Origin of the sequence: Telluribacter sp., assembly GCF_035998675.1 — a bacterium.
Classification (GTDB): Bacteria; Bacteroidota; Bacteroidia; order Cytophagales; family Spirosomataceae; genus Telluribacter.
Genome location: NZ_DASYHI010000015.1, coordinates 120,004 through 134,185, shown reverse-complemented (window position 1 = coordinate 134,185; position 14,182 = coordinate 120,004). Strand labels below are relative to the sequence as shown.

8 protein-coding genes are annotated in these 14,182 nt (G+C 51.0%); 4 read left to right on the top strand and 4 right to left on the bottom strand.

Annotation, left to right across the window (positions count from 1 at the left end; all coding sequences use genetic code 11):
- Positions 1-59 precede the first annotated feature (59 nt).
- Positions 60-1,109 carry a tRNA preQ1(34) S-adenosylmethionine ribosyltransferase-isomerase QueA gene (queA, locus tag VGN67_RS08235; protein ID WP_327486324.1) on the bottom strand — a complete coding sequence of 350 codons (1,050 nt, stop codon included), beginning with the start codon at positions 1,107-1,109 and terminating at the stop codon, positions 60-62.
- Between the two features lie 775 nt (positions 1,110-1,884).
- Here queA and VGN67_RS08230 point away from each other — a divergent pair.
- Entirely contained in the window at positions 1,885-3,198 is a 1,314-nt protein-coding gene (locus VGN67_RS08230; RefSeq protein ID WP_327486323.1) for an SBBP repeat-containing protein, read from the top strand.
- Positions 3,199-3,455: 257 nt separating this feature from the next.
- On the opposite strand, the gene VGN67_RS08225 is transcribed toward VGN67_RS08230, so the two are convergent.
- Together VGN67_RS08225 and accC are read right to left on the bottom strand one after the other, a co-directional pair.
- Positions 3,456-6,968, bottom strand: coding sequence for a LamG-like jellyroll fold domain-containing protein (locus VGN67_RS08225; protein WP_327486322.1), 3,513 nt, complete (start codon positions 6,966-6,968; stop codon positions 3,456-3,458).
- A gap of 508 nt (positions 6,969-7,476) precedes the next feature.
- On the bottom strand, positions 7,477-8,988 hold the full coding sequence (gene accC, locus VGN67_RS08220) for an acetyl-CoA carboxylase biotin carboxylase subunit (protein ID WP_327486321.1): 1,512 nt from the start codon (positions 8,986-8,988) through the stop codon (positions 7,477-7,479).
- 311 nt (positions 8,989-9,299) lie between these two features.
- On the opposite strand from accC, the gene VGN67_RS08215 reads away from it, so the two are divergent.
- Both VGN67_RS08215 and VGN67_RS08210 read left to right on the top strand, forming a co-directional pair.
- On the top strand, positions 9,300-10,568 hold the full coding sequence (locus VGN67_RS08215) for an aminotransferase class I/II-fold pyridoxal phosphate-dependent enzyme (RefSeq protein ID WP_327486613.1): 1,269 nt from the start codon (positions 9,300-9,302) through the stop codon (positions 10,566-10,568).
- 263 nt (positions 10,569-10,831) lie between these two features.
- Positions 10,832-11,014: a histone H1 gene (locus tag VGN67_RS08210; protein ID WP_327486320.1), complete on the top strand. Its 183-nt coding sequence runs from the start codon at positions 10,832-10,834 to the stop codon at positions 11,012-11,014.
- Positions 11,015-11,068: 54 nt separating this feature from the next.
- Here the strand turns inward: VGN67_RS08210 and VGN67_RS08205 are convergent, their stop codons facing one another.
- A complete protein-coding gene (locus VGN67_RS08205; RefSeq protein ID WP_327486319.1) occupies positions 11,069-11,482 on the bottom strand; it encodes a MaoC family dehydratase in 414 nt (137 codons plus the stop codon).
- Between the two features lie 235 nt (positions 11,483-11,717).
- Here VGN67_RS08205 and VGN67_RS08200 point away from each other — a divergent pair, with 235 nt between their 5' ends.
- Positions 11,718-14,087: an efflux RND transporter permease subunit gene (locus tag VGN67_RS08200; protein ID WP_327486318.1), complete on the top strand. Its 2,370-nt coding sequence runs from the start codon at positions 11,718-11,720 to the stop codon at positions 14,085-14,087.
- The last annotated feature ends 95 nt before the right edge of the window (positions 14,088-14,182 follow it).

Here is a 14,182-nt window from a genome sequence, read left to right as displayed (position 1 = left end):
GCAAAAAGTCAGAAGCTCTCCGGAGGACTTCTGACTTTTTGTTGACGGAAAATGGATAACTATATGATCAACATGGCGTCGCCGTAGGTGAAGAATTTATACTTCTCCTTAATAGCGAGCTGATACGCTTTCATGACCAGGTCATAACCACCAAAGGCGCAGGCCGACATGAGCAGAATAGACTCCGGCAACTGAAAGTTGGTAATCATGGAATTGGCGATTTTGAATTCGTAGGGCGGGAATATGAACCGGTCGGTCCAGCCTTCTACGGCTTTGAGGTGCCCGTTGGCAGTCACCGACGACTCAATCGCCTTCATGGACGTAGTACCCACGGCGCATACGCGCTTTTTCGCGTCCAATGCTTTGTTGACAATATCGGCGCTGGGTTGCGTAATAAAGTAGTTTTCGGAGTCGGTCTTGTGCTTGGTCAGGTCTTCTACGTCTACGTTGCGGAAGGTACCTAAGCCTACGTGCAGGGTAACCGGTGCAAAGTGTACGCCCTTAATTTCGAGGCGCTTCATAATGGCCTTGGTAAAGTGCATACCCGCGGTAGGGGCCGCCACCGCTCCCAGGTGATTCGCATAAATAGTCTGAAAACGATCGCGATCCGAGTTTTCAACTTTGCGTCGTGAAATAATTTCGGGCGGCAGGGGCGTCTCTCCCAGTTGGTCCACCAGCTTCATGAATTCTTCGTTGGAACCATCGTACAGAAAACGGATGGTACGGCCGCGCGACGTAGTATTGTCAATGACTTCGGCCACCAGGTCGCTATCTCCGAAGTACAGCTTGTTACCCACCCGGATTTTCCGGGCCGGGTCCACCAGTACGTCCCAAAGGCGCATTTCGCGGTTGAGTTCGCGGAGCAGGAACACCTCAATCTTGGCACCCGTTTTTTCTTTTTGTCCGAAAAGCCGGGCCGGAAATACGCGGGTGTCATTGATGACCATGACGTCACCGTCGTCGAAATAATTGATAAGGTCGCCGAAGGTTTTATGCTCAATTTCGCCGGTTTTGCGGTGGACGACCATCAAACGGGATTCGCCGCGGTCGGAAGGATGAAGAGCAATTAAACTTTGGGGAAGGTCAAACTTAAATTCAGATAGCTTCATAGCTTGTATTCAGTGGATAGTCAATGGTTTGGCCATAGGGTGTGCTTACTAACTCTAATAAGCACGCATTGACTGGTTTCTCTTTATTTTTATATTATTTTAAATGCTACATCAAAAAATAAGACCGCAAAAATAGGCAATTTATTAATACATATTTAAAGATCCGGTCACTTTCGGCGCTTTTACTTTGGCAGCTGGAAACCGCAGTCGCTTAATTGATTGTAGCAGAAGATTTCTATTAGATGATTTAACAGGCAGGGCGTTGAATAGTTTTCGGTCCCGGGTACTTAGGGTACCTAACAGACCGGGAGGGCCCGGAAGACCATTGTCGTTAGGGAAATACGCCCGGAAAAAAGAACATTTGGTTGCTGTTTTTGGGGAATCCATGTAGGAAGTATAGGGGGATACGTGTGTTTTTATCTGGTACCTATGGCCCTGTTTTCATGCCCGGCTTTGGCTTGACATTAAACGGTTTGGAAGCTTTTCGACCGTTTAATAATTTTTTTGATACATATCAGGATAATCAAAAGTAACTATTATTTAATTTTGTTACTTTTGAAGTACTTAGCTCAAAGCGCCCCTTCTCTTATCTATTCTCAAAAATGCTTTTCGCAGATCTGGTATAAGTCTACTGTGGCTTTATCTGTTCTTTTAGCACCCCGAACATTCGATTGTATATATTTTTTGATTCTGTGCTATCGGTACTAATGGTCCGTTTGGCCTGGATGTTTTCATGCGAATTCGCAATACCTATTCACACATAAATTACTATTCTATGAAAAAATTTGCCTTTTTGCTGGTAGCGTCACTGGTGGGCGCCTTTCTGTCGGCTTGCCAGGATCATGTATTAGAGCCAGGCCCCAACGATCATCCGCTGGCCGCTACCGCCTGGCTGGGAGGTGGGCCAGTAAGCAGGATAGGTGGCTTTGCCGTTGATAAAAATGAGAATACTTACACAGCCGGAAATTATAAAGGTACGGCTACTTTCGGATCTATTTCGCTCACCGGATCACAAGAGGTCGCCAATGCTTTTATTTCTAAATACAATGACTCGGGTGAAGTTCAATGGGTGCAAACTATAGAGGTAGTTTCAACCAACAGTCCTGAACCTGTTCTAATCAATAGCCTTGCCGTTGATAAAAACGGAAACGTATATGTGACCGGCAGTATGAGTGGTACGGTTAAATTCAGTGGGATTCCCCTAACGGGCAATGGTCTATTTATCGCCAAGTACAGAGCGGACGGACGGGTTCTGTGGGGTGTAAAAGTAGACACAGTACCTTCAGAATCGGTTTTAACCAGGGGATTTGGTATTGCGGTAGATGAGCTCCAGAATGTATATGTAACAGGCGTTTTTCGCGGCACAGCTCAGTTTGGGACAACAATACTGACATCCTCTCCCCCTACTACAGGTACTAGTACCGAGGAGGCTTTTTTAGTTAAACTCGATACAGATGGGAATTATCTCTGGGCCCAAAAAACCGGTGACGATGTAGGGCACAGTATAGCCATTGATAATGCCGGGAATATATATTCCGTCGGCATCCATCAATTTGTTTCCCGTATTCTTCAGGTAACCCCAAGTGTAACTAAGTATGCTCCTAATGGTACCATACAATGGAGACGGGCTTTCACTGCACCTCCATCGTTTACGGATATTAGCAAGATTGCTGTTGATGGCGCAGGCAACAGTTATGTCGAAATGGAAGATATTCTGGTCAAGTTCAATAGTAGTGGTGAGCAGCAATGGGGATATTATTTTTCATCAGCTGACATAAATGATATAGCCGTAAGTACAGAGGGACACCTATACCTTACCGGCAGATTGATTGGTACTGCTACTCATAGCGGTCATACGGTGAGTTCCGCCGGGGGGACGGATGTATTTCTGGCTAAGATGAATAGCAGTGGCAGCATTGTTTGGGTTAAACGGGACGGCGGTAATCAGAATGAATTCGGTCAGGAAATAGAACTGGGGCCGGCAGGAAATATATATGTGAGTGGTCTCTTTACAAATGCTACCACCCTGGCCGGTACCGAGCTTACTACCAATGGTACCGGACTCTTCATTGCCCGGTATAGGGAGTGATGTGAATACTGCATCCGGCCCAGGGAACAAGATTAACAGTCTGGTTTTCATTTGCTTCTCAGGGGAGAGGGATTTTTATTAGCGTACGTGAGCGGTGCCACCCACAGGTGGCACCGCTTTAGGTTTCCTCACCGCCGGGGCCGGGCTCTTGTCGGTCAGCAGGCGGGCGGTTCGCATACCTCTACCAAAAAGCCTTATGGACAGTAAGTCCATAAGGCTTTTTGGTGGTACAGTGGTACCGGGTCGCAGCTTAGTTACTACTGCTTAACGACCTTGATGGTCCGCTGCTCGGTAGCCGTCTGCACGCTCATAAGGTAAAGGCCCTGGGGGTAGGTGCCCAACGATACCTCCTGGCGAAGCTGCGTACCGGCCGCAGGTACCTTTTGTGTCTGCATCAGCTGGCCACGCAGGTCTCTTAGCTGTAGTACCACCTCGGTAGGCTGGGGTAGCCTGATGCTGACCTCAAACCGCTCGCTGGTGGGGTTGGGTCCTACGGTCACCGTTAGCTCTGTTACGGGCTGCTCGGTCAGGTCTATGGCTACTTCCTCGGGGGCAGCGGTGCGGGCGTTGGCCGAGCCACAGCTGCCGAGCTTTTGGCCCTTCTTAAGGAAAGCCTCCACGGCGCTGGGGGCCACGCACTGCTCCTTGCCGTTGTGGCACAGCTGCACCTTATCGCCTTTGTTGCCGCAGCGTACGTCTATGACCGTTAGGGTCTGGGAAGCCGAAGCGGTGCAACCGTATTGGTTAGTAGCAGTGACGGTGTACTTATATGCTCCGGCTACGGTGGGGGCAAATACCGTGCTGGGGCCAGTCGCGCTGCTCAAAGCTGTTACTGGCGACCAGGCGTAGGTAGTGCCGGTGGCCGGGCTGGCGTCGGAGGCCGACAGGGTCACCGACTGGGAGCCATAGCCCAGGAATATAGTACTGGCTGGTGCGCCGGTGTAGGTGGTGCTTTGCGGGCTGAGGCTGATAGAGACCGCCGGTTTTTCTCCTACTACGGTAACGGTGGCAATGGCCTGGTTACTAAGGCCAGCTGCATCGGTGACAGTAAGGGTTACCTGCTGCTGGCCCAGGGTGTTGCAGTCGAAGGAGGTCTTGCTGACCGACAGCCGGAGCTGGTCCTGGGGGGTGCAGTTGTCGCTGGAGCCATCGTTGAGGTCAGCGGCGGTGAGGGTAGCCTGCCCGTTTTTCAGGGTAAGGATAACTCCCTTCGCTTTGGCCACCGGAGGGGTGATGTCTTCGACCTCCAGCTTGCCATCTGCATAGGTGATAATATAATTCTCTAGTCCTGAACCAACTGCTTTACTGGCCACGATAGGGTAGTTGCCTGTTGAGCTGGTAGAAGGCGCTCCTTCACTGCTCAAGGTAATACTTGTAACCCGGTCGTCACCCACGAGTCCTTCTACGGTAAAGCCAGAGGAACCTAAATTTAATTCCTGGCCGCATTCCTTTGTCTGGTTATTGGCAGTGATCGTGAGGGGGGCTTTTTCCACGGTGACTTCGGTCGTTGTGGTGGAGGTGCAACCTTCCACGGTACGAGTTACGGTGTAGGTACCAGCGTTATCCAGCTGGACAGGACTTAATACAGGATTTTGCCCGGCCGAAATAAAGCTCTTAGGCCCCGACCAGCGGTAGGTACCGTCGGTACCCGAGGCGGTGAGGTTGAGAGACTGGCCGTATACGACGGGAGAGTTACTACCTGCTGCTACCGTCGGGACTACAAAAGCAGCGACAGTACCGATAACTGTACCTACTGTCCAGTTGGAGGTGGTGCCAGTTTTTGCAAAGTTGAATAGGGTACCATTGCGCCCATTACCGCTGGCGTCGTTTACTGTACTAATGTCGGCATTATTGGAATGAACATACCCCTGATTGAGCTTGTAGTACCCTACCAGTCCCGCCTGCGGTAGGGGCAGCTCGCCGGAGCGGTTGTTCCTGATTTCACCCAGACAGACGGCCCGGTTCCAGATACGTACCTCGTCTATGTCGCCTTTAAAAGGTTGAACAAACCCCTGCCGACCCCCAATCCTGAGGTCATTCCATTGGGTGTGAACATCGCCTATGTCACCCGTTTCTGTTATTGTTTTAGTATCGTTGTCTTTGGTGACAGTAACCGTATTGGTACTCCGGTCATAGCTCAGGGAAACGTGGGCCCAGGTGTTGAGAGGTACCACGAGGCCTGTGTTCCGCCAGGCCCAACCGCCGGAGGCATTATTGGCAATAGCGTACTGCAACGTGCCATTGGGAAGCCGCCCGAATTCATACTCACCTTCTTTGTTGACAATAATACCGTCGACTGCGGCAGTAGGATATATCCAGGCCTCTACGGTAAAAGATCCTGTAAACTTAAATGCAGAATTCGAGCCCAGATTGATGTAGTCATCTTGTCCATCAAAGTTAAGGGCCGTAGCGGATTGAAGTACCTCTATACCTTTGATAACGGTCAGATTACCGTTATCAAAGTCAAAATTTACCTTGTAGGTACCGGGAGTAGAGAACGTTTTTGAAATCTGAAAGGGTGACGTTAGGCTGTTAAACTGGTCGCTACTGCTGGTCTGGTTGAGGTGAGTATAGGTAACGGTCAGGTTTGAGGGCGTGAAGGAATTACCGTACTGGTCCTTCATGTCGCTGATGCTAATCTGCAGGTTGTCGGCCAGAGACACGGAAGAAGGCATAGAAACAATAGCGGAGGTAATACCCGGTGGTGCTTTTACTTCCAGCGTATAGGTAGCGCTGGTGCCAGTGCAGAGGTTTGCGTCGGTGGCCTGCACGGTTATCGGAAATGAACCTGTCTGCGTGGGAGTACCGCTCAAGAGGCCGGAGGGGTGCAGGGTAAGGCCAGTTGGAAGGCTTCCGCTGGCGAGACTAAAGGTAACGGTACCCTCACCGCCCTTCTGGGTAAAGGATTGACTGAAGTCAGTGCCTGTTTGTACGCTAGTCGTGCCTGGTGCTGTTACATAAATCGTAGGACAGGGAATAGTATAGGTTATTATTACTTGTCCAGGTGCTCCCAAGCCTGGTGTTCCTGCCAGGGAGCCCCCCCCACCACCACTCGGAAGGCCACCATTCTGTCCATCACCTTTTTGATCAGTTGGCAGATTAATTCCATTACCTCCTGCTCCGCCACCTGTGGGAGCCAGGCCTCCTTTGTCGTAGTTGCCACTGTTACCTTCTTGCTTAAAACCTGCCGATGACCCCCCTCCGCCGGAGAAAGACCTGGTTTCTTTTGGGTAGACTTCTTTTGAATATTCACCGTTGGAAGCCCCGTCGCCTCCCCGAAAGGTGATGGCTTTGAGTCCATTAGTAAAAATGCTGCCTCCCTCTCCGCCTTGATCTACTGCGCCGGCCTTACCGCCGCCTGCTTGCAGTATCTTTGTAAAAGTGGATGGTGAACCATCCGGGTTGCTGGGAGTACCGCCTGCTCCTACTGAGAAGCTATAAGTGTTGCCCGGTACCACATCCACAAGGGCTTTTATGTAAGCACCCCCCCCTCCACCACCACCATTAGTGGCATTAGATACCCCTTTTATAGCTGGTGAGCCCCCTCCGATTCCTCCTCCTCCCCAAAGTTCAACGGTAATTTTTGTTACATTGGGCGGTGCTGTAAAAGTGTAAGAGTTCGGCTTTGTGAATACTTCGGTCTGGGGCTGGGCGTAGCCGGTAAGACTAAAAACAGCCAAAAACAGCCCTGAAAGCCCAACGGCCAGGTAGCGCAGACGGCGGGCAGCGAGAAAGGCAGGTGCGGAAAATAGTAGGTAAAGGTTGTGCATACTTGGTCAAAAGTTTTGGGTTAAAGCAGTGAAAAATAGGGATTAGCCCGAGCCGCAAAGCGGCCTGGTGGATACAAAAAGACTGGAAGCAGGCATTAAAAAAGACCACCAGAAAAAAGTGGTTTGGCGGTAGCAGGCCCGGATGGGGGCGGGAGTAGAGAGTGTTGCATAGTAAAAGTGTGTGTATGATAGATAGGAAACCAGTTGTGACAATGGTTTAGGGCTTCTAAATTAACTGGTTATAAACATATAGAAAAGAGATTGCCAGGCTTTTTTTACTATTATTTTTCATCGGCTACACATTGTTCTGATGGCATTATTTTTGCTTAAGGATAGACTATGCCGTAGTTTGATCAAGGAGCAATACACATACTGATTGGCTACGCTGTTCCTATACGGTGCCTGAATGTGGTAGCCAGAATGCATAAAAAATCCGCAACCGGAGGTTCCACAAGTGCTAAACTTTAAGGGTACATGGGCAATCAAAGGGATGCTTACTTGCCTCGCCTTACCGCCAGTTCTGGCGGTTTACCTTCCAGTTGCTCTTAACAGCTGGGGTAGCTACCGGTTCGGACGAAGAAGCCGGGGCGGGGCCCTTGTCGGTCAGCAGCCGGGCGGTGAGCAGGGCGGCCAGTTCGGCTGCTGCCGGATCAGTCGCTGGCTCAAGTACCTCCGGCGTAAAGTACTTACTGACAAAGTGCGTATCGAACTCTCCCGTGCGGAAGGCCTCGTGGTTGAGCACAAAGCGGCAGAAGGGCAGGGTAGTTTGGACGCCGGTAATCTGGTACTCATCAATGGCCCGGACCATTTTTTCAATGGCCTCGGTGCGGTCGTGACCGTAGGTAATCAATTTGGCGATCATGGGGTCGTAGTAGATAGGTATCTCCATGCCCTGCTCAAAGCCGTCGTCTACGCGCACGCCGTTGCCCTGAGGGCGCACGTAAGTCTGTAGGGTACCTACGTCGGGCAGAAACCCATTGGCCGGGTCTTCGGCGTACACGCGTACCTCCACGGCGTGGCCCTTGATGGCCAGGTCGTCCTGCCGGATGGCCAGTTCCTGCCCTTCGGCGATGTAGATCATCTGCTTCACCAGATCCACGCCCGTAATCTGCTCCGTAACGGGGTGCTCCACCTGCAGGCGGGTGTTCATTTCCAGGAAATAAAAATCCAGCTTTTCGTCCACGATAAACTCCACGGTACCGGCCCCGTAGTACCCGCAGGAACGGGCCACGTCTACGGCGCAGCGGCCCATTGCTTCCCTTTTTTCGGGACTAAGTACCGGCGAGGGCGCTTCTTCAATGACCTTCTGGTGGCGGCGCTGTATCGAGCATTCCCGCTCAAAAAGGTGAATAATGTTACCGTGCTGGTCGCCTAGTACCTGAATCTCGATGTGCTTGGGCGAGGTGACGTACTTCTCAATAAATACCGAACCGTCGCCAAAAGACGACACGGCTTCGCTCACGGCGCGGTCCATCTGCTCGTCAAACTCCGCTTCGCTCTCCACCACCCGCATACCTTTACCGCCACCGCCCGCACTGGCCTTGATCAGGATAGGGTACCCAATCTGGCTGGCGATCTGCTTGGCTTCGGCCCGGTCAGTAATGGCGTCGGGGGTGCCGGGTACCATGGGTATATTGTACTGGGCGGCGGCCTGCTTGGCGGCCAGTTTGCTGCCCATTACTTCAATGGACTCGGGCGAGGGGCCGATAAATATTAGTCCGGCTTCCTGTACCATGCGGGCAAAGGGGGCGTTTTCGGATAAAAAGCCGTAGCCCGGATGAATGGCATCCACGCCCAGCCGCTGGCATACCTCTATGATCTTATCCCCGCGCAGGTACGACTCCGACGAAGCCGCCGGACCTATGCACACGGCCTCGTCGGCGTAGCGGACGTGCAGGGCGTGGCGGTCGGCTTCACTGAATACGGCTACAGTAACGATACCCATCTCGCGGGCAGTGCGCATGACGCGCAGGGCTATTTCGCCACGGTTGGCTATCAGTATTTTCTTTATCGGGCGCATTTGTTTCAGATATATCGGGAAGATGAAGTAGTTTTTTTTACTTTTAGATTTGAACAAAAATAGCGTTTGAATTTCTATTTGCCACTTTACGTTTTTTGTCGAACAGGAATAAATTGTACTGAAATCAGAAGAGGTACTTCCCAAAGCCCTGCCGAACGCGTTTTTTTGAACGGCTGATTATAGGTGTTTAAATGGGAGGGAACCTTTTAAGTTGCTGTATTTTAACAGGAATAAGTATTTTCGATATTTTTGTTAGATTTGCATTTATTTGATTAAAATATAAAGAGTAAAACCCCGTAAACTATTTGAAAGTGGATATTTTTGAGAAACTACGCGACAACTGGGGTCCGATTGGTACGCCCGCCAAAATGCTTAACAGCCATCATTACTTTTCGTTTCCGATGCTGGAAGGTGAATTGGGGCCACGTATGCGATTTATGGGCCGCGAGGTACTGAACTGGAGTCTGAACAACTACCTGGGGCTGGCCAACCACCCCGAGGTGCGCAAAGCTGATGCAGAGGCGGCGGCCAAGTGGGGGCTGGCGTATCCGATGGGGGCCCGTATGATGTCGGGGAACTCAGTACTTCACGAGCAGTTTGAGAAAGAGCTGGCGGAGTTTGTGGGGAAGAAAGACGCGTTTCTGCTGAACTACGGGTACCAGGGCGTTATGTCGGTGATAGAGTCGGTTTGTGACCACCGCGATGTGATCGTGTACGATGCCGAGTCGCACGCCTGCCTCATCGACGGGATTCGCCTGCACAAAGCCAAAATGGGCCAGTACTATAAGTTCAACCATAACGATATGGACAGCCTTGAGAAGAACCTCAAGCGGGCCACCCGCATGGCCGACGAAAAGGGCGGCGGTGTGCTGGTGATTACAGAGGGCGTATTTGGGATGTCGGGCAAGATAGGTAATCTCAAAGCTATTGTTGACTTAAAAGAAAAATACAGTTTCCGTCTGCTTGTAGACGACGCCCACGGTTTTGGTACCATGGGAGCTACGGGGGCCGGGGCCGGTGAAATGATGGGCGCTCAGGAAGGCATAGACCTCTACTTCTCGACCTTTGCCAAATCCATGGCCGCCATTGGTGGTTTTGTGGCCTCTGATGATCCTCAGATCATCATGTACCTGAAGTACAACATGCGCTCACAGACCTACGCCAAAGCACTCCCCATGCCTTACGTAGAAGGTTGCCGCAAGCGCCTCGAGATGATTAAGGCCATGCCGGAGCTGCGCGAAAAACTGTGGGAAAACGTAAATGCCCTGCAGAACGGACTGCGCGCGCGCGGCTTTAACATTGGCGATACGGAGTCGCCGGTAACGCCGGTGTTCCTGCACAGCGAAGGGGGCATTCCGGAAGTAACCCGCATGGTGCGTGACCTGCGCGAGAACCTGGGTGTGTTCTGCTCCATAGTTGTGTACCCGGTAGTACCCAAGGGCCAGATCATGCTGCGCCTGATCCCGACCGCCGCGCATTCCCTCGAGGATGTGGAGTACACGCTGAACGCTTTTACCGAACTAGCCGAAAAGCTGAAGAACCGGGTGTACCAGCTGGAGGATGTTCAGCCGGTCGCATAAAATATAAAATCCTTAAAATTTGCCAGTGAAGGGCGTTTTTGAAAAAAAACGCCCTTTTTTTTATTTTTTGTTGTAATAAAAAATTATTATATAACCTCTTGTTTATCAACAAGTTATTGCTTCTTGCTTAGAATAGTAGGACTATTTAAAGTGTTTTTTTTGCTTAATCGGGTTGCGAAAATACTTTTAATTACTAAATTTCGGTCAAAACATGCGTTTTGAGCGCGTTTTGAGCATTTTTTCAACTTAAAAAAACCAATTTTATGGCAAGATTCGATGAAGTTAAGAACTTAGTAATGTCGCTTGAAGGTGACTTCGACAAATTCTACAACAAAAGCAATCAGGCAGCCGGTACCCGCGTGCGGAAAGGCATGCAGGACCTGAAGACTTTAGCTCAGGACATCCGTTCAGAGGTACAAAACATGAAGAACGACGAAGCAAAGTAATCCAGAATCCGGAAGGATTATAAAGCCCGACTCTGCGGAGTCGGGCTTTTTTTATTAGAATTTTTCCCGGTGCATCAGGGTAGCTACCCCCCGGGTCGTCAGCTTGCGGGTCAGTACATCAAAAATTTCGGTGGATATTTCGGCCGTGTGCTTATCAGGATTGATGCTGATAATGGTAAATACGGCTTCGTAGTCCAGGTCTACAAACATAGGCCGCATAAACTCGATCGTCTGTTTTAAGTACACCGACCCAAAGCCCGGAAACTCAGTACCCAGTACCTTGGTAAATACACTGGCGCCCAGCATACCGTGGATAATGGGGCGTTTGAAGGGAGTAGCGGCGGCAAAGTCCGAATCAAGGTGCAGGGGATTGTTGTCGCCCGTGACCTGGGCAAAAGCTTCCACGTCGGCCTGCGTAAAGCGGAAGGCGTGGGAAAAACTGGTGTTGACGGTAGGTTCTGTTTCCATGGGTTAATACGGGATAATTTAAAAAGTTAGTGGCTGGCTTTGCCCCAAAAATCGGCTAAACAATCGGGGCGGGCAAGTTTCCGGGCTTAATTTATGGCCGGATACCGGTAGCTGGCCGGACCGGAGCCAAGAACTATTTCAGAACCCCGCCGGATTGCCTAACTTTGTAGCTTCCCTGTTACTACTTTTACTGGAGAGGTCTCTACTGTGATTTTTTAACTACTACGGCTTGACCATGTTATTCTGGCTCAACTTATCAAAATTTATTCTCCGCAACCGCGCCTGGCTGGCCGCTCTGGTTATTGTGACTACCGCTTTTATGGGGTACAAAGCCAGCGGCATCCGTCTTTCCTACGAACTGGCCAAAATCCTGCCCGCCAGCGATCCTAACTATAAGCAATACGAAGAGTTTAAAGCCCGCTACGGAGAGGATGGCAGTGTGATGGTGGTGGGTATCCAGACCGACAGCCTGTATAACCTGCCCCTTTACAACGCCTGGTACGAGCTGAGCCAGGAGATTAAGGCCATTGACGGTATTAAAAATGTTCTTTCCAACGCCGACCTGTTCGAGATTGTCCGTAATGACAGCCTCAACCGCTTCGACTTTAAACCCCTGGTAAGCCAGCAGCCAACCACCCAGGCCGAGGTAGATAGTATTAAAGCCAAAATAGCGGCCATGCCTTTTTATCAGGGCTTTGTGGTGAGTGAAGACGGCCGGGCGCACCTGATGGCCATCACCTTCGACCAGAAGAAACTAAACAGCAAGAGCCGGATTGATATAGCAACCGAAATCAAAGAAAGGGCCCTGGCTTTTGGTGAGAAAAACGGTCAGGAAGTACACCTGTCGGGTATGCCCTACATCCGGACCGAGTTTATGGCCAAGGTGAGCCGGGAAATGAGCCTGTTTATGCTGCTGGCCTTTGGCGTAACCATTGTGATTCTGCTGGTGTTCTTCCGTTCATTTGTGGTGGCGCTGGCAGCCGCTTTTGTGGTGGGGCTGGGCGTAGTGTGGTCGCTGGGCCTGATTGGCCTTTTTGATTATCGCATCACTATTTTATCGGGACTCATTCCACCCCTGCTGATCGTAATTGGTATTCCTAACTGTATATTCCTGGTCAACAAGTACCACGAGGAGTACGCCCGGACGGGTGACAAGTTTCAGGCGCTGGCGCTTTCCATTGAAAAAAGCAGCGAAACTACCTTCTGGGCCAACGTAACCACGGCCATTGGTTTTGGGGTATTTTGTTTTACCGGCAGCGCTTTCCTGTCCGAATTTGGCCTGGTCGCTTCCCTGTCGGTCCTGATTACCTTTGCCATTTCGGTAATCATGATCCCGATTATATTCAGTCTGCTTCCTACCCCCTCCACCCGGCAGATGGGCCACCTGGAAGCCCGCCGAATTAACGCTTTCCTGACGTTTATCGGTAGCATGGTCCGGGATAGGCGTCCGGCTATTTATTCGGTCGTAGGAGGGCTGGTCCTGTTGTCTGTGTATGGCATGACCAGGATTACCGCGGTGGGGTATGTCGTGGATGACCTGCCGCAAAACGACCCGCTTTACACCGACCTCAAATTCTTTGAGAAGCATTTCAAGGGAGTTATGCCCTTTGAAGTAGCCATTGATACCCAACGCCCGGGGGGGGTACTGGAGCCGCAGACGCTGACCAAGATCCGGGTTATGCAGCGCGAATTTGAAAAGTACTCCGAAATTACCCGGCCCCTCTCACTGGTGGAGGCTATCAAGTTTTTCTACCAGTCGTACCGGGGGGGCGACCCCAAGTACTACCGCGTTCCGGGTGCACTCGAACTGAACAAGCTGGCTTCGTATGCTTCTACGTTCAAAGGAAAAGAAAGCCAGTTTAAGGGTTTTATGGATAGTACCCGGCGCTACACGCGGGTAAGCTTCCAGATCGCGGATGTAGGTACCCGCCGCATTACCGAGGTGTACGAGCAGCTACAGCCCCGTATTGATACCATCTTCAACTACGACCAGACGGCCGGTAGCTGGGTTCCTAAGGAGGAGCGGATTGAGGCGCGGCTGACCGGCAACAGCGTGGTATTTACCAAAGGAAACGACTACCTGCAGGAAAACCTGCTGGAAAGTACCTTACTGGCCATTGGGCTCATATCCCTGATCATGGCATTTATCTTCGGAAACCTGCGCATGATTCTGATTGCGGTCATACCCAGTACCATCCCGCTGGTTATTACGGCCGGACTAATGGGCTACTTTGACATCCACATCAAGCCTTCCACCATTCTGATATTCAGTATCGCCTTTGGACTTTCCTCGGACGGTACCATTTATTTCCTGACCAAGTACAAAGACGAACTCCGTAACGGGCGTGCCTCCATTGCCGACGCGGTCTCCCGCACCATTCAGTCCACGGGAATCAGTATGTTTTATACGGCTATCATCCTGTTTGCGGGTTTTTCAATCTTCGGTGCCTCTACCTTTCAGGGTACGGTAGTACTGGGAATTCTGGTGTCTATTACGCTGCTGATGGGAATGACCTCTAACCTGATCTTGCTGCCCGCTTTTCTGATGTCGCTGGACAAGCGGATGCAACGAAAGGAAGCCCGGAAAAAGCTGGCCAAAATATAGATTTAAATCGGCTCCAATACGCAGCGAAGGCGACCCACCGGGGTCGCCTTCGCTGCGTATTGGATGTTTGTACGATAGACAAGGATGTCTGTTAA

What these genes read in the sequence shown, in the direction of transcription:
- accC (WP_327486321.1), bottom strand. Translation starts at nt 8,988, where the DNA reads ATGCGCCCGATAAAGAAAATACTGATAGCCAACCGTGGCGAAATAGCC.
- VGN67_RS08200 (WP_327486318.1), top strand. Translation starts at nt 11,718, where the DNA reads ATGTTATTCTGGCTCAACTTATCAAAATTTATTCTCCGCAACCGCGCC.
- queA (WP_327486324.1), bottom strand. Translation starts at nt 1,109, where the DNA reads ATGAAGCTATCTGAATTTAAGTTTGACCTTCCCCAAAGTTTAATTGCT.
- VGN67_RS08230 (WP_327486323.1), top strand. Translation starts at nt 1,885, where the DNA reads ATGAAAAAATTTGCCTTTTTGCTGGTAGCGTCACTGGTGGGCGCCTTT.
- VGN67_RS08210 (WP_327486320.1), top strand. Translation starts at nt 10,832, where the DNA reads ATGGCAAGATTCGATGAAGTTAAGAACTTAGTAATGTCGCTTGAAGGT.
- VGN67_RS08205 (WP_327486319.1), bottom strand. Translation starts at nt 11,482, where the DNA reads ATGGAAACAGAACCTACCGTCAACACCAGTTTTTCCCACGCCTTCCGC.
- VGN67_RS08225 (WP_327486322.1), bottom strand. Translation starts at nt 6,968, where the DNA reads ATGCACAACCTTTACCTACTATTTTCCGCACCTGCCTTTCTCGCTGCC.